12 protein-coding genes are annotated in these 15922 nt (G+C 47.2%); 11 read left to right on the top strand and 1 reads right to left on the bottom strand.

Going from position 1 to position 15922, the window contains the following annotated elements; translation table 11 throughout:
• Positions 1-21 precede the first annotated feature (21 nt).
• From infB to metE, 6 genes are all read left to right on the top strand, one after another.
• A complete protein-coding gene (gene infB / locus TWT_RS00915) occupies positions 22-2433 on the top strand; it encodes a translation initiation factor IF-2 (protein WP_011102391.1) in 2412 nt (803 codons plus the stop codon).
• A gap of 16 nt (positions 2434-2449) precedes the next feature.
• Entirely contained in the window at positions 2450-2713 is a 264-nt protein-coding gene (locus TWT_RS00920) for a hypothetical protein (RefSeq protein WP_155105124.1), read from the top strand.
• Between the two features lie 63 nt (positions 2714-2776).
• Complete coding sequence (rbfA, locus tag TWT_RS04515; RefSeq protein ID WP_011096557.1) at positions 2777-3367, top strand: 30S ribosome-binding factor RbfA; 591 nt, start codon at positions 2777-2779, stop codon at positions 3365-3367.
• A 1-nt stretch (position 3368) separates the two neighbouring features.
• Positions 3369-5915 (top strand): glycosyltransferase, encoded by a 2547-nt coding sequence (locus tag TWT_RS00930; protein ID WP_155105125.1) that lies wholly within the window; start codon positions 3369-3371, stop codon positions 5913-5915.
• The gene (locus tag TWT_RS00935) at positions 5902-6273 is read left to right on the top strand and encodes a hypothetical protein (RefSeq protein ID WP_011102394.1); all 372 of its coding nucleotides are present in this window, start codon (positions 5902-5904) and stop codon (positions 6271-6273) included. The genes TWT_RS00930 and TWT_RS00935 overlap by 14 nt, the downstream gene beginning before the upstream one ends.
• 688 nt (positions 6274-6961) lie before the next feature.
• Positions 6962-9430, top strand: a complete 2469-nt coding sequence (gene metE / locus TWT_RS00940; protein WP_011102395.1) for a 5-methyltetrahydropteroyltriglutamate--homocysteine S-methyltransferase — start codon at positions 6962-6964, stop codon at positions 9428-9430.
• 496 nt (positions 9431-9926) lie between these two features.
• Here the strand turns inward: metE and TWT_RS04825 are convergent, their stop codons facing one another.
• Positions 9927-10091 (bottom strand): hypothetical protein, encoded by a 165-nt coding sequence (locus tag TWT_RS04825; RefSeq protein ID WP_011102396.1) that lies wholly within the window; start codon positions 10089-10091, stop codon positions 9927-9929.
• A gap of 204 nt (positions 10092-10295) precedes the next feature.
• Here TWT_RS04825 and infC point away from each other — a divergent pair, with 204 nt between their 5' ends.
• The 5 genes from infC to TWT_RS04520 all read left to right on the top strand — a co-directional run bounded on the left by infC (position 10296) and on the right by TWT_RS04520 (position 15917).
• Positions 10296-10844, top strand: a complete 549-nt coding sequence (infC, locus tag TWT_RS00945; protein WP_011096553.1) for a translation initiation factor IF-3 — start codon at positions 10296-10298, stop codon at positions 10842-10844.
• A 73-nt stretch (positions 10845-10917) separates the two neighbouring features.
• Entirely contained in the window at positions 10918-11112 is a 195-nt protein-coding gene (gene rpmI, locus TWT_RS00950) for a 50S ribosomal protein L35 (protein ID WP_011096552.1), read from the top strand.
• A gap of 29 nt (positions 11113-11141) precedes the next feature.
• The gene (gene rplT / locus TWT_RS00955) at positions 11142-11552 is read left to right on the top strand and encodes a 50S ribosomal protein L20 (RefSeq protein ID WP_011102397.1); all 411 of its coding nucleotides are present in this window, start codon (positions 11142-11144) and stop codon (positions 11550-11552) included.
• Positions 11553-11935: 383 nt separating this feature from the next.
• Positions 11936-12946 (top strand): phenylalanine--tRNA ligase subunit alpha, encoded by a 1011-nt coding sequence (gene pheS, locus TWT_RS00960; protein ID WP_011102398.1) that lies wholly within the window; start codon positions 11936-11938, stop codon positions 12944-12946.
• An 82-nt stretch (positions 12947-13028) separates the two neighbouring features.
• On the top strand, positions 13029-15917 hold the full coding sequence (locus TWT_RS04520; protein WP_011102399.1) for a phenylalanine--tRNA ligase subunit beta: 2889 nt from the start codon (positions 13029-13031) through the stop codon (positions 15915-15917).
• Positions 15918-15922 lie beyond the last annotated feature (5 nt).

The raw sequence follows: 15922 nt of genomic DNA on the forward strand, positions 1-15922 counted from the left end.
AATCTAGGATGCCTACCCCGCTTGGGTGTGGGCCTATGCGGGAGGGGTATAGTGGCAAAGCCGCGCTTGTATGAGGTGGCCAGTGACTTGGGTACCGATAGCAAGACCCTTATGGGTATTTTGCGTGAGATGGGTGAGTTTGTTAAGAGTCCATCTTCCGCCTTGGAGCCACCCGTTGTGCGCAAGCTCGCAAAAGCTTTTGCCGAGAAGTATCCCGATAAAGTTGAAGAAAAGAAAGAGCATACACCTCCTGCACCTGTAGTGGAGACGCCCAAGGCTCCGCCCCCGTTACCTCGTCCGATTATTCGGCATGCTGTTCGCGGTGTGCCGTCTGGTGCGCCTCGTCCGGGTAATAATCCGTATGCTCCTCGCCAAGGCATGGGTCAGCTTGCTACGCCTGGCCCTGCGACCAAGAGGCCCGTAAAGTTTAAGGCAGAAGGTGACAAAAAACCTGCTTCAACGCATAGACGTGTTCCTGCCCCATTGCCTCAGAAGCGTACACCCCTGCGCGGGCGTGGTGCCCCCGGGGCATTTGGCCGAGGTAATAAGCCAAAGTCGCGCAAGTCCAAAACTCTCAAGAGGCAGGAGTTTGAGATGCGCGATGCGCCTGTTATTGGCGGGGTGACAATTCCACGCGGTGACGGGCGGGTGATACGCCTCATGCAGGGTGCATCTGTAACGGATTTTGCAGAAAAAATAGATGTTCTTCCGGCCAATCTATTGTCTGTTTTGTTTCACCTAGGTGAGATGGCGACTGCGACGGAATCGCTGGATGAGGCAACTTTTGAGATCTTGGCTGAGGAAATTGGCTACAAGGTGCAGATAGTTTCCCCGGATGATGAGGACCGCGCACTGCTTGAGTCATTTTCTGTCAATCTGGCCGCAGAACACGCAGAAGACAGTGAGCTCGATCTTGCCATTCGCCCCCCCGTTGTAACTATCATGGGGCACGTTGATCATGGAAAGACGCTTTTGCTCGATACGATCCGCAATACGAATACGCTTGCTGAAGAATCTGGTGGTATCACTCAGCATATTGGCGCTTATCAAGTGTCTGTTGGTGATCGATTTGTAACATTTATTGACACCCCCGGACATGAGGCGTTTACAGCGATGCGTGCACGTGGTGCCAAAGTGACCGACATAGCGGTTTTGGTTGTTGCGGCGGATGACGGCATTATGCCACAAACGATAGAGGCCCTTGACCACGCTCGCTCTGCTGATGTTCCGATTGTTGTTGCGGTTAACAAGATAGACAAAGAAGGTGCCAATCCGGCTAAAATCCGACAGCAAATGACCGAGTTTGATGTTATCCCAGAAGAGTACGGTGGTGATGTCATGTTCATTGATATATCTGCAAAAACCGGTCAGGGTGTTGATGCCCTTCTTGAGGCGATTCTATTAACGGCGGATGCAGCACTTGAACTAAGAGCTAATCCGGATCGTACTGCACGTGGTGTTACGATTGAGGCAAAACTCGATGCTGGTCGCGGTGCCGTTGCAACCGTTTTGGTGCAATCTGGTACTTTGCGTGTGGGTGACCGGGTTGTTACCGGGTGTGCTTATGGCCGTGTTCGTGCAATGGTTGATGAGAATGGTCTGCCTGTTGAAAGTGCGCCTCCGTCACGACCTGTGCGTGTGCAAGGACTCTCTTCTGTACCAAAAGCCGGTGATAGTTTTATAGTCGTGGCAGAAGACAGACAGGCACGACAAATAGCCGAGAAACGTGAGGCTAATGAGCGAAATGCCCAACTTGCTAAATCTCGCAAGCGTGTCAGCCTTGAGGACTTTACTCGCGCCATCCAAGAAGGTAGAGTTCAGTCGCTGAATATGATTATAAAAGGCGATGTTTCTGGAGCGGTTGAAGCATTGGAGGAATCCCTTTCAAAACTTGACGTTGGTGAGGAAGTATCTTTGAGGATTATTCATAGGGGAGTTGGTGCAATAACGGAGTCAGATGTAAATTTGGCAACAGTAGACAATGCAGTTGTTATAGGCTTCAATGTGCGACCTGACAGAAAGGCCAGGGATAGGGCTGCACGAGAGGGTGTTGACGTAAGATTCTATTCGGTTATCTATGACGCAATCGAAGATATTGAAAAATCCCTGAAAGGTCTTCTGAAACCAGAACTTGAAGAGCGTAAATTGGGCCTTGCAATCGTCAAAGAGGTATTCCACTCGAGTCGTGTGGGTACTATAGCTGGCTGCAGTGTTGAGTCTGGCAGTATCACAAGAAATGCAAAGGCTCGTCTTATTCGCGATGGCGTGGTTGTGGTAAACGATCTTACTGTGACTTCTCTCAGGCGGTTTAAGGATGACGTAACCGAAGTGAAGTCTGGGTTCGAGTGCGGTGTCGGCCTTGGGTCATGTGATGACATTCGGATTGGTGATGAAATAGAGACGATTCAGATTGTTGAAAAGCCACGTGCGTGATTGTGATACGCTGCAGTTGTTACGGGCACTGACTGCACCTGCCAAGCCTGTTGCGGCGAAACTCGCTGCTGCACAGCCTTCTGCTAAACCTTCTCGGGCAACCCAGCCTGCTGCAGCCACACATTCATCCTCTACCCAGGCTCCTTCTCAGGCATCGGCACCCAAACCCGCCGCAGCGAAGCCAGCTCCCGCTAAACCTGCTCCTGCGGCACCTGCCGCAGCCAAGCCTGTAGCACCGTCGGCACCTGCGAAACCCGCTGCCGCAAAGCCTGCACGTTAACTTCATCTGGTACATTTTGACAGTCAGATTATTCTTAGGGTTTTTCTAAAAGACTTGTGAAATGTGGACCGTGTTAAAGAATTTGCTATGAAGGATCAAATTCGCGCCCACAGGATGGCAGGCAGAATTCGTCATCTCATCTCCAGACAAATTGAAACGAAGCTGCGTGATCAGTTGGGTTTAGTTACTATAACTGAAGTGCAGGTAACAGGGGATTTGCATCACGCCAAAGTATTTGTCACTGTGTATGGCACGAAAGATGAAGCACAAACGGCCCTCAAGATTTTAGAGGATAACAGGGCTAACTTTCGCAGGTCACTTGGGGTTTTAAAGGTTAGATTCGTACCAACAGTTGAGTTTGAACTTGATCGCTTATTTGAAGATGCTGGGATTATGGATGAACTGATTCAGCGCGCGCGTGAGTCGGATAAGCGCATAGCTGCGGGTGCTTCAGGGCCAATTGATAATGATGCAACCGCCCTAATGGATAAAGTTGTAGATCAGGAGGCACGTAATCCCGATTCATGGCATACTGCGCCCACATCTTCATCGCACACCGCGGGTCTTTGCCTTGTGCGCGCAAGCTCACCGATTGCCTGTAATATCGACTCGACGACCTTATGTAAGCCGCGTACTCCAGGGCCGGGGCTGTGATTTGAAAGAAACATGTGTTATTGTCCTTGACTGCTATGACAAGCAGAATATCGAGGAAACTATATCGTCTCTTGAAGCAATTGGTAATTCTAGTGATGTATATCTTGTTTCACCCTCTGGCACTAGTATTCCAGGTATAAAAACCCTGAAAGGCTCGCAAGTTCAGGTAATTAATTCCTTTATACACAAAAAACAATATGAGTTTTACGCGTTTATAACGGCCGGCAGCTTCCCTGCACAAGATTGGCTCGATTGTGCATTAAAATCCTTCGACAACCGAACGGGTGTTGTTGCGTCAAGGATTGATATAAAAAATCCTCTTACCACTGAAGTTGCAGAATCAAAGACCTGCGTGTTACCTGATGCATCGTCTTCACATAATCACATATTACAAAGCCCAGGGTCAGCACAGACCAGCGCGTTATGCCCTTGTCGGTATGATTTTTCGTATACGGGTGGCGTATTCGAGTGGCTTAAGACATTTTTATCCGGCAAACTGTGTGCACGAAATAATTGCAGAGAGGTTTTTTTTGGGTCATTTGCCGGACTTGTAATGCGCGGCGATGCATTTATTCAGGCAAAAGGCTTTGACTTTGAGGGGCCAATATCTGATATTGACCTGTTTTGGAGAATAAATCTTCTGGGCTGGAAAGTTGCTTACGAGGAGAACAGCAGAGTTGCACTTTCCCTCATTAACTTCATTAACAATGAACGTGAATTAGCTCTTAATTCGCCGGTTTATTCCTCAATTGCAGGACCCATAAGGGCGAAAGCATCAAATGCTCTTTGTGTAATATACAAGAATTTGGCAAGCGAAACCATGCATACAGGGTTTATTCCAGCGATGCATTTGCTTTCTGTTTTGGCTGAAGTAGATACCCTTCCGCGGTCAGAATCAGCAATGCCCCCGCGCTTACAGTGTGAACATGAACAACTATCAACACACGCAGCACGGAAGCATGACGCCCATGCTGTTCATGCCAGCGAGTCTCTATCAGGCAAATGCGATGCGGTCTTTCTAAAAACACCTGTAAATTCCTTTGTTGACAATATTGTCGCCATTGAACGTAAAAGACAAGAAGTGCAAAAGACCCGGGTAATTCCAGACCACAATCTTTTTCGACTTATTCAGGTATCGCAAGAACATAGTGCGGTGTTGAAGGTTTTTGGATCTGAGGTGATTCGCCGCACGCGGGTTCTTGTCATAACACCTGACAGGGTCGGGAGATCTATGGCTGGTCCCGCTATCAGGGCTTGGAATATCTCAGAGGTTCTCTCGAGATTATATGAAGTGCGGCTTGTGTCAAGCGTACCTTCGGAGTCTCTCGATGCACCCTTTGAGATTTTCTATATCGGTAATAATCAGAGGCAAATGGCTATTCATGAAAAATGGGCAGATGTAATAGTTTTCCAGGGCCATATCCTTTCGCAATTTCCGTTGCTTAGAAGAACAAAAAAGTTCCTGATTGCTGATGTGTATGACCCAATGCATTTAGAGCAACTTGAGCAGGCAAAAAATTCTCCAATTGAAGTTTGGCGCGCTCAGTTTGAAGGCGCTGCAAGCGCCCTTGAGCAGCAGTTTCTTTTGGCAGATTATTTTGTCTGCGCTTCAGAAAGGCAGCGCCACTTCTATCTTGGCCAACTTATGAGCGCTGGGAAAGTGTCTGTTGAGCATTATCAGGAAGATCCACATCTGCGAAATCTAATTGATGTTGTTCCATTTGGATTAAGTTCAGTCTCTCCAAAGAAAACACGTGTATGCTTGCGGGGGGTTTATCCTGGCATCGCCGAAAACGACAAAATACTTATTTGGGCCGGTGGAATATACAACTGGTTTGATACCGAGACTCTCATAATGGCTGTTGCAGATCTGAGTCAGCGCCGAGATTCCGTCCGGCTATTTTTCCAAGGGACGAAGCATCCAAATCCTGCTGTTCCGGAAATGAGTGTTGTTGCCCAATCCCGTAGTCTTGCGCAAGCTTGCAATATTTTGGATAAATATGTTTTTTTCAATGACACTTGGGTTGATTACGATGATAGGCAGAACTATCTTTTGGAGTCAGATGCGGGGGTAACCACTCATTTCGACCACGTTGAAACGACTTTTTCCTTCAGAACCAGAGTGTTGGATTATCTATGGGCCGGCCTTCCAATGGTCATTACAGATGGAGATGTATTTGCCCAGTATGTCAAAGAGTACAATCTCGGCTTAGTTGTTGAGCAAGGGAACGTGCGTTCCCTTGCTGATGCCTTGGAAAAGATTCTTTTTGATCAAGACTTTATTCTTGCCTGTAAGAGAAATATAGAGGAGTTTAGACGTCGATTTTTTTGGGAGGAAGTTTTAAGACCGCTTATCAGGAGAATTGATGTGCCACATACCTTTAAGGTTGATACGCGTACAAAGCGTGACAGAAAGCGCATTGACAATATGCCTTGGGGGAGTAGGCGTAACCTGGCCCTTGTGCGTTACTACTACAGAGCTGGTGGAGTCAAGATGGTCTTTCGCAAAATTGTAGACAGGATTAGATTTTTATTTGGGAGTAGATAGGGTGTTTTTCTGGTTTACTTTTGCTTTATACATACTATGTGGGTTTTGTATTTTTTTTACTCTTATTTCCGGCCTGCTTCGCTATAGGCCGGCTGATTTGGTGTTTGTATCTATTGCTCTTGTGTGGCTGGGTTTTGTTGCTCAGCTTATCCTCTCATTTGTTGCCCCAACCCTTGGCAATCCCATAAAGGGTGATGTATTGCAGTTCTATCTGTATGCCGCGTGCTCCATTCTGATACCTATTGTTTCTATCGTTTATGTGTTTATTGAACGCGCAGTTTGGGGCAATTATGTTTTGCTTCTCGTTGCTCTTGCATCAATTGCTATTCTTTGGCGCATGCAAGTTATATGGGGTTAGTGCGTCATACATATTTTGCGGACCTGATTCATTCCGTATGCTTGTTGTATTCGTCTGTATGCTTGTTGCGCTTTCTGTGCACATGCTTACAAACATGCTTATTGATGGTTTGGTGTCCTGAGTGGGCTATGAGATTACCCTTATACCCTCCTTATCGCCCTTAAGGAATTTCAATAAGAAATTCCAATCTCTGATAGTTCTATGATTCAAAGTGTCTTGTTATCCTTTATTGTTACTGTTTTTATTGTTACCGTTTTAAGGTTTCCTTGGTGCTGTTATAGTTTATTGCCGCCACTCTTATCAGCTTTGCCAGTCACCCTTGCAGGTCACATTTGCAGGCACCCTTTCCACCGCCGTCCTACCCGGCGCCGTCCTGCAGCAGTAACAACACTGGTTAGTGCCTACAGTGCTTTTTACTCTGCAGTGCCTTTCTCCCAGTGCTTTTTACTCTGCAGTATGAAGTTTTAGATGCATGTTATGACTGGAAAAGCTATGCCTATCCAGCAGCATCTCTATATGGGCAAGTTGGCATTAAGGCCTTTTAGCGTTACGGCCTTGTTTAGGTTGGCTATACAGTAAGAACGCAGAGCGATGTGATAGCATTCCTCCGGTCTTGACGAGGTGTTTTCGGCAATGTAGCACACTTGTTTTATTATGGTCGCAGCTTGCCTGGTTCTAAGGAGTTTTTATGTTATTCGGGACCATTCTCGGTTATCCCAGATTGGGTCCGCGAAGAGAGTTGAGAGATTATCTTTATTCCTATTGGCAGGGAAAAATATCCGAAGAAGTTCTCGAGGAAAAAACCCGTCTACTCCGCGAGGAAACGCATCGAAGATTAATTCTCCTCGGCCTTTCTGCCGAGAATTATTCTATCCCAGAATCGTTCTCGTACTACGATCATGTTCTGGATGCTGCGGTTCATGTTGGAGCTGTGCCAAGTCGTTTTTCATGGCTTTTGAATGATGGAATAGTTGATCTAAATGCGTATTTCACCCTTGCCAGGGGTGATCGCTCGCTTGCCCCTCTTGAATCCTTAAGGTACTTTGGGTCAAGTTATCACTATCTAGTTCCTGAGATTGATGGCAATACACATTTCGCACTTACCTCACACAGGGTTATTACGCAGTTTGAACAGGCAAAACAGGCCGGGGTAAATGTTAGGCCAACCATTCTTGGACCCGTTTCACTTCTTATGATGTCTAGGTCTCACGGTCCTAATGCAATTAATCCGATTGAGCGCTTGCAAGATCTTGTGCCCGTTTATTCGGAATTGTTTGAAAAACTTTATAATTCTGGCTGCAAATTTGTCCAAGTCGATGAGCCGGCTGTGACTCACAACACCTTCGGTATACAAAAATCCCAGGAGCTCCTTGTTGATGCGTATAAATTCTTGTCATCGCGGAAACTACGCCCAGAGATTCTCGTTGCAATGTCTTATGGAAATGCTGCTGATCAGGTTGATGCATTAGCTACGACTGGCGTAGAGGCTATGGCATTTAACCTTATTGATGGAGCTGTGCCATTTGCAAATCCATCCTTGGCAGATAAGGCCCTTTTTGGAGGGGTTATCGATGGCAGAAATATTTGGCGCGGCGATCTAGCAGCGGCGTATTACAAGCTTGAGAGATTGCGTGAACTCAGTGGCAATGTTGTTGCTTCAACATCAGCTTCACTTTTCCACTTACCTCTCTCCCTTGACACTGAAGACCTTGGCGATCACCTAAAGGAATGGCTTGCCTTTGCAGATGAAAAAGTCAGACAGGTTATGATCCTTGCAAGAGGTCTGGAGTATGGGGTGGGGTGCATATATGAACATCTCGATTCTGCAGCAAATTCACTATCCGACAGAATGACTACCCCCGGCGTGCGTGTCGAAGAAGTGAGACAAGCGTTGCAGGACCTCGGTGAGTCTGACTTTTGCCGCCCCCCGCGTGAACAGCAACAGGGCTGCAATCATGCGAGTCTGCCAATTCTTCCAATGGTAGGTATCGGTGAATTTTCCGATGGCACACCTTTTGTTAACAACGATGGTATACCAAATAACAACCCCCAGGCAGCAATCAGTTTCCAGGAAGATCTAGATATTCTGGCCGTTCAAAGGCTGGGAGATATTGATCCTATACAACGTTTCGCCTCTCGTATGCATGGATTTGCGATAACGCATAATGGATGGGTTCAGAGCATAGGGCCACACAGTGTCTGTCCGCCTATTCTATGGGGTGACGTCTCTCGCATAACCCCCATGTCGTCATGGATAGAATACACTCAAACCCTTACCGAGAAGTCTGTAAAACCGGTTTTACCGGGACCATTAACCCTTTTAATGTCATGTTTTGTACGCGAGGATCAGCCGTTTCAGGAAACAGCCCAGCAAATAGCCATTGCCATACGTGATGATATAGCCGATTTACAACGCTCCGGAATAAGAGCTATTCAGATTGATGAACCCGCCTTGGAAGAGTTTTTATCAATATATGACAATGCACGCTACTGTGCGCCGCAGGTATTTAGACTGGCCACATCAAGCGCTAAACCTGAGGTCCAGATACACCTCCACCTGCGCCCTCCAAATCTTGTTGAAACAATTGACATAATAAATGACCTTGATGTGGATGTAATTAGTGCCGAGATTGTGCCGTACACTTTCGGTTTACCCGCCCAGAAATGCCTGATGGAAATAAGACGTCGAATTCCTCTTTGCTTGTATTTCCATGATGCGAATTTTTCCAGAATGCCCAGCGTTGATGAGTGTCGATACTTGATTGATACGCTTGTAAGAGATGTGGATGGCGCCACACTTGCCAAGCAGTTTGATGACATGCACATTGCTGGCTTTACCGCAGGGTGTGCATTCACGGCCATTAATCCACGGGATATCTGCGTGCCCAGGGCGGATGATGCTGGAATCCCGTCGCTTGGATCCGGCGCAGATCATGCACTAGAGCGTCAAAAGGCTACTTACATACCTGGCGGTATACATAACCTCTGGATAGGTCTTATATACTCACATTCGGGCTATAACGCATTTGTTTATGACAGCGCTTATATGAGGGACATATATATCGGGAATGAACTCCAATTCGTGAAGAATATGACACAGGCAGTCTTACTACTTAGGAAGGAGTTTACATCACCCCAAAAGGCCCTATCTGCTTGAGTTTATGTTACGCAAATAGGTTTCTCTACCCCCTTGTTTCATGAGCAGCTTAACTAAGCTTAGTCAACAGCCAGTATCGTAAGCCACAACAGGGCAAGGGTAGGACAGAGCAAGGTAGGTAGGGCGCAAATGCAATGTGTTGCAGTCGCCGACTACTGAATAGTTATTCAGTGCTGTAGTCGGTGTTATGTTGCACCGCCACCCACCGGTATGTAGCCTGTTTGATATCCCCCTCAAGCACATCCATCCCTGTGTCATATCTCTATCTGTCACCCCAATCCACCATATAAGACCCAGGCCTCCTTGCCGGCCTTTCCTTGCCGGCCTGTTGCAAGCTACCCTCATCACCCTTACCAGTCACCTTTGCAGTCACTCTTGCTGCCGTCCTGCCCGCCGCAGTAACAACACTGGTTAGTGCCTACAATGCTGTTACTCAGTGTTTTTATCCAGTGCTTTTACTCTGCAGTATGAAATTTTAGATACGTGTTACTGGCAATCAATCAATTTGTGAGCGAATGCACTGCACTAAACTAGCAAGCGCAATAAATGCATATCCAGGGTCTAGTGCACCAACAGAAATATAAACGGAAATGTCTAGGCACTTTACAGAAATGATATGAATGGAATTGCCATGGGGTTGTGCAGATTTTACGGGTAGCATATTCTATGAATTACATTATTAGCTAGAATGTAATTGGTATGAGCACTATTATGGTTTGAGTTGGGCATTTTGTTCCGCCGGGTGTTCTGGCCCCGGGCGTTGCAGCCCGGATTCCTGCGTGTTTTGTCACCTTTCTGACGCCGCCGGTTTCCTTGTATTTATTCTGTTTGAGTTTGTTAGGGGGATGAAATAAACGAGCCTCGTGTGGGCGAAAGTATTACCGCACCAGAAGTGCGGCTTATAAATAGCGATGGTGGTCCGTTGGGTGTTGTGTCCCGTTCGGTTGCGCTTAGGCTGGCAGGTGAGGTTGGGTTGGACCTTGTTGAGGTTTCCCCATTTTCCAAGCCGCCAGTTGTAAAAATAATGGATTATGGGAAGTTTAGGTATGAGGCCTCCCAAAAAGCGAAGGAAGCTCGTCGCAGACAGAGTGGCGTTTCGGTCAAAGAGGTGCGCTTCCGTCTCAAGATATGCGATAACGACTATGATGTCAAGCTTCGCAAGGCCATTTCTTTTCTCCAAGCCGGCGATAAGGTAAAGGTTATGATACTTTTCCGGGGTCGTGAACAGTCTAGGCCGGAGCTTGGGGTGAAGCTTTTGAAGAAATTTGCTGATGATATTTCCGAGTTCGGGTCTGCCGATTCGCTTTCCAGAACCGACGGGCGCGGGATGGCTATCATGGTAAGCCCTATAAAAAGCAAGACAATTGTTCGGGAAAAATCTTCGCATGCGCAAAAGGGTGACAAACAGCCGTGAATGTAGCCGCATCCGTAAGTAGGTTTTGATTCACTTTGATGCTATAGTCTTCTTTGTATCTTAGGAGTGTTTGGTGCCAAAACAGAAGACCCATTCGGGTGCTAAGAAGCGCTTTAAACTCACAGGCTCGGGGTCGGTTTCTCGTGCACGCGCCGGTATGAGGCATAATTTTGAGCATCGTTCCAGCAGGGTGACCCGCAGGTTAACTGGAAGGCAGTTCGTGTCTGATGCCGACTCCAAATTGGCCCGCAAATTGCTGGGAAAATAGGGGGTTTCTGTGTCTGGAAGGCAGAACTAATGGTACGGGTTGCCCGTTCGGTGAATGCTCGCAAGAAGAGGCGTTCCATCCTTGCCGCTGCAAAGGGTTATCGGGGACAGCGTTCGAGGCTGTACAGGAAGGCTAAGGAGCAGGTTTTGCGCTCCTTGGTATACGCCTACCGTGATCGCAGAAAGAGGAAGTCGAATTTCCGCAAGCTATGGATTATTCGGATAAATGCTGCAGCAAGAATGGAAGGTGTGACATACAACAGGTTTTTACAGGGCCTGAAGCTTGCAAATATTGAACTTGATAGGCGTTCTCTGGCTCACCTTGCTGTGCACAACCCGGATACTTTTTCTGCTCTGGTGGGGGTTGCAAAAGATAGTTTGAAGAATGCCCCTGATCCGGTTGCTGCGGCGCGTCTTCGTGGCACATCTAGTCGTACTTAACTCTTGTTGGCATGCCGGGTTTGCATGCTAGCCTCCTCCGGTGTGTACCGGAAAGCACCCGTTGCTCCGCGCCGAGGGTCCTGCATACCTGCCTAATCTTTTTTGCCTGAAAAGTCTCTGCCTTACCATTAATCCTCACCATATCCCTGTGAAATAGCCTTTGCTAGACAGCTTGAAACTTTCATGTGTTATTTTCCTGTTTTTATCTGTGCCATCTGTATCTACATTATTTTTGTTACCATCGGCCCACACCTATTTGGGCACAGTGAAGATTCTGCGTAGTTTAGGGTTTTATTTACCGTTCACTTCCGATGTGTGCTGCATCTCACGGTTCGTATGATATTTCCTGCATAATGTTGTATAGCTGAGGAAAACTAATTAAAGTGGATGAAATACAGGACATAGAGGGTCTGACACGCCGTGCGCTTCAGGCAATCTCCCGTATTGACACTCTTCGTGATTTGACGAAACTGAAGAATGACAATCTTGGGTCTACATCTTGGCTTGCGAAATACAGTGCGAGTATAAAAATCCTCTCGCAAGAGAAAAAGCCCATTATCGGTAAAGCTGTCTCTGAGGCACGCCGGAAAATACTAGAAGCCTGTCAAGACAGAGATCTAGCCCTTCGACTGAATGCGCAGAATGAACAATTTACCCGTGAAACACTCGACATTACAGCTCTTCCAACACGAATCTTTCCAGGCGCACGCCATCCAATACATGTTTTACAGGACAAGATATTGGATTTTTTTCTAATGCGTGGATGGAGTGTTGTGGAAGGTCCAGAGCTTGAAAGTGAATGGTTGAATTTTGATGCCCTTAACATAGGGCCTTTTCACCCCGCACGCGAGGAAAGCGATACGATCTTTGCTGAACCCCGATCCGCCTCTATGCTTCTTAGAACACACACATCACCCGTTCAACTTCGTGCGCTTGTCTCAAACCCATTACCTCTGTATTGCGTTAGCAGTGGCAAAGTTTTTCGCTCTGACCCACTTGATGCAACACATACTCCGGTCTTCCATCAGCTTGAAGGGCTGGTATGCGACAGGAATATAACTCTTGGGCACCTTAAAGGTACGGTTGAGGATCTTGCGGGATATCTCTTTGGGGCTGAGGTGAACCTACGAATGCGATGTAATTATTTTCCATTTACCGAGCCAAGCGCAGAGTTTGATATTTCTAGGGATGGCATTGACTGGACCGAGTGGGGTGGCTGTGGGCTTGTAAATTCGAAAGTTCTCTCAATGGCTGGTATTGACACGGTACATTACACCGGTTTTGCCTTTGGCTTTGGCCTTGAGAGGACTCTCCAGTTCATACACTCGTTATCTGATATGCGTGACATAGTTGAGGGAGATATTCGATTCTCACAGCAATTTGGTCTCAAGTAGACTGTGTTGCGGCAGTGTTGTCAGGCGCCCTGCTGCGACGAGGGATTGTTCCTGGAGCATTTCCAGGTATTAGGAGGATGGTATGGCGGTCCTTAGGGTTCCTGTATCTTGGCTCTTAGAATACGTTCATACTCAGACTGGCTTTGTCGGCGAGACTGGTATACGTTCTGATACGCGACGCACTCACACGGACTGTCCGGTAGCGGAAGACATTCTAGAATCACTTTTAAGTGTCGGGTTTGAAGGTGAAATACTTGATCGGCCTGAACTGTCAGGACCTATAGTTGTTGGTCGAGTACTCGACTTCACAGAGGAGGTTCACTCAAATGGCAAAACAATACGATGGTGCAAAGTTCGGGTCTGCGCCCCAGTCCAGCCTAACAATACGCCCCTCAGTAAAGATTGTAATCCTTCGACCCAAACGGGAAATTTCTCTAATGCAGATACGAATTCTGCATTAGAGACACGGGATATCGTCTGTGGTGCAAGTAACTTTTCTAAAGGCGACTTAGTTGTTGTAACCCTGCCAGGATCTAATCTCCCCGGCGGATTTCACGTTACCGCACGGAAAGTCTATGGCCATCTTTCCGACGGGATGATAGCTTCAGAAAAGGAGCTTGGCGTGGGTGACAATCATGACGGAATACTCCGGCTTGCCGAAGTATTTCAGGGAGATGAGCTGTCAAAAATTCGTGAGGGTGATAATGCCCTCGACTTGCTGGCCTTGACCGATTCTGCTGTAGCAGTGAGTATTACCCCTGACAGGGGTTACGCCATGTCGATCAGGGGTATCGCCAGAGAGTACGCCCTTGCAAATAACATACCCTTTAGTGATCCCTTGCCAGATGATGTTTTGCCCGCGGGCGGACTTAGTATTGACCTACGGTGTAAGCCAAACGCATTTTTCACTCTTCTTATACAGGAGATAGAAAATAATCAAACTCCACAATGGATGGTCCGCCGATTACAACTTGCCGGCATAAGGTCAGTGTGCCCTGTCGTTGATATAACAAACTACGTGATGGTTGAGACAGGTCAGCCTCTGCATGCCTACGATTACGATGCCATACAGGGCTCTCTTTGTGTTCGCACAGCAGATAAAAAAGAAACACTGGATACTATCGATGGAAGACGGTTAGAACTACATACAGATGATCTGGTTGTTGCTGATGCAAATGGAGTGTTATCGCTCGCCGGGGTTATTGGAGGCAGTAGGTCTAGGGTTACTAGTGACACAAAGAGAATTCTGCTTGAAGCAGGTAACTTCAACCCTATTGATATCTCTCTATCATCCCGTCGGCATAAATTATACACTGAGGCATCGGCCCGATTTGCACGAAGTGTTGATATTCTGATTGCTCAGCGTGCCTTGGCTCGCGCTGCAGAACTTATACGTGATTTGGCCAGCGGGGATATCACAGAGCTAGGTAGTGCATACATCAATTACACCCAACAATCACCCATACTTTTAAGCACACTTGATATTGAACGTGTGGTGGGTTGTTGTTTTACGCGGGAGGAAATTATGTCCTCGTTGCGCGCGATTGGCTGTGATGTTTCTTGCGATTCTGACCACTCAACACCCGATACACAAGTTATGCTTGTCACCCCCCCAAGTTTTAGGGCCGATCTGGTTAATGTTCAAGATTTGGCAGAAGAAGTTATTCGCGTAATTGGCTTTAACCGCATTCCATCACTGCGCTTGTCAGTTCCCCATCGCGAGCAGCCACTTCAATCTCAACAATACAAGTTAGAAAACGGCAAGTTAGAAAACGGTTATACACTCTCGCCAGTCACCCCGCCTAGGACCCCGCCGGTGACTTTCGAGCAACGAAGGCTGCTTGGGCAGTCACTGGCTGCATGTGGGCATGTTGAGGTTATATGTTATCCATTCGTCAATTTAGCTGCTGCAGGCATATGCCATATTGATGTCACACATAACCCGGATTCCACACATAACCCGGATTCAGGGAGTGACCCAATAATCCCAACTGGCGTAACGCGTATCACGGAACCCGGTTCAAGCGGTGTCTCTGGCCCGGGCAATGTTGGTGTTAAAGAGAAGTGTTCGGCTGACACTTCAATAGAGCACGCCCCAACCACAAGGGCAATATCATTACATAATCCTATTGATGCAACAGAAGGGTATCTGAGGCGCAGTCTCATACCGGGGCTTTTGCAGTGCGCTCACAGGAATTTATCACGCGGATTGTGCGACCTTAGTATTTTTGAAATCGGTCGCGTTTTTCTTGGGCAACTCCGCACATCAAACTTGATAGGCTGTAATTCGGATAGTACCTGCAATGCTTGTTCGCGTAAAAACACCATCGAGTCAATGAATGAGGTGTATCAGCCATATACAGTCTCGGTCCTACAAACAGGTTCCGCAATTCAAAAGCAGCCTTACACAGAAGGACGTAAGTACGATTTGGCTGATGTGTTTGATTCCGCCCGGCAAATTGCCCGGGGCCTTGGGGTAGATTTTCATTTCGTACAGGATAAACACCCCGCTTTTCATCCAGGGCGTTGCGCTAAGGTTATCTGTAAACATCACCATATAGGTTATACCGGGCAAATCCTGCCAACTTTGGCTAACAAGCATAATCTTCCTGACAATGTGTTTGCGTGTGAAATAAATCTGGATCTTGTTGCGCAGCTTGGATGCTCGCAGGAAATTGTAAAAACCCTTCCTACAAGTCCTGCTGCAACTCAGCACCTTACTCTGACACTCGGCAATAATATCGCTGCTGCAAGTGTTATATCAGTTGTCAAAGAAGGCGCCGGTGAACTCTTGGAAGATATAAGGCTTATTGACGAATACAAACACGAAGAATCCGATAAAAAATCCCTAACATTTGCGATGCGCTTTAGAGATAAGGAAAAGACGCTTACTGCACAGCGAGTTAACCTTGCAAAAGAGAATGCCGTTCGACTTGCTTCATCTAAGTTCGGCGCGATTATGCGGCGATAGTTCTG

It is taken from the genome of Tropheryma whipplei str. Twist (assembly GCF_000007485.1).
Classification (GTDB): Bacteria; Actinomycetota; Actinomycetes; order Actinomycetales; family Microbacteriaceae; genus Tropheryma; species Tropheryma whipplei.

Excerpts from the sequence above, each read along its gene's own strand:
- metE (WP_011102395.1), top strand. The coding sequence starts at position 6,962 with ATGTTATTCGGGACCATTCTCGGTTATCCCAGATTGGGTCCGCGAAGA.
- TWT_RS04825 (WP_011102396.1), bottom strand. The coding sequence starts at position 10,091 with ATGCTACCCGTAAAATCTGCACAACCCCATGGCAATTCCATTCATATC.
- rplT (WP_011102397.1), top strand. The coding sequence starts at position 11,142 with ATGGTACGGGTTGCCCGTTCGGTGAATGCTCGCAAGAAGAGGCGTTCC.
- TWT_RS04520 (WP_011102399.1), top strand. The coding sequence starts at position 13,029 with ATGGCGGTCCTTAGGGTTCCTGTATCTTGGCTCTTAGAATACGTTCAT.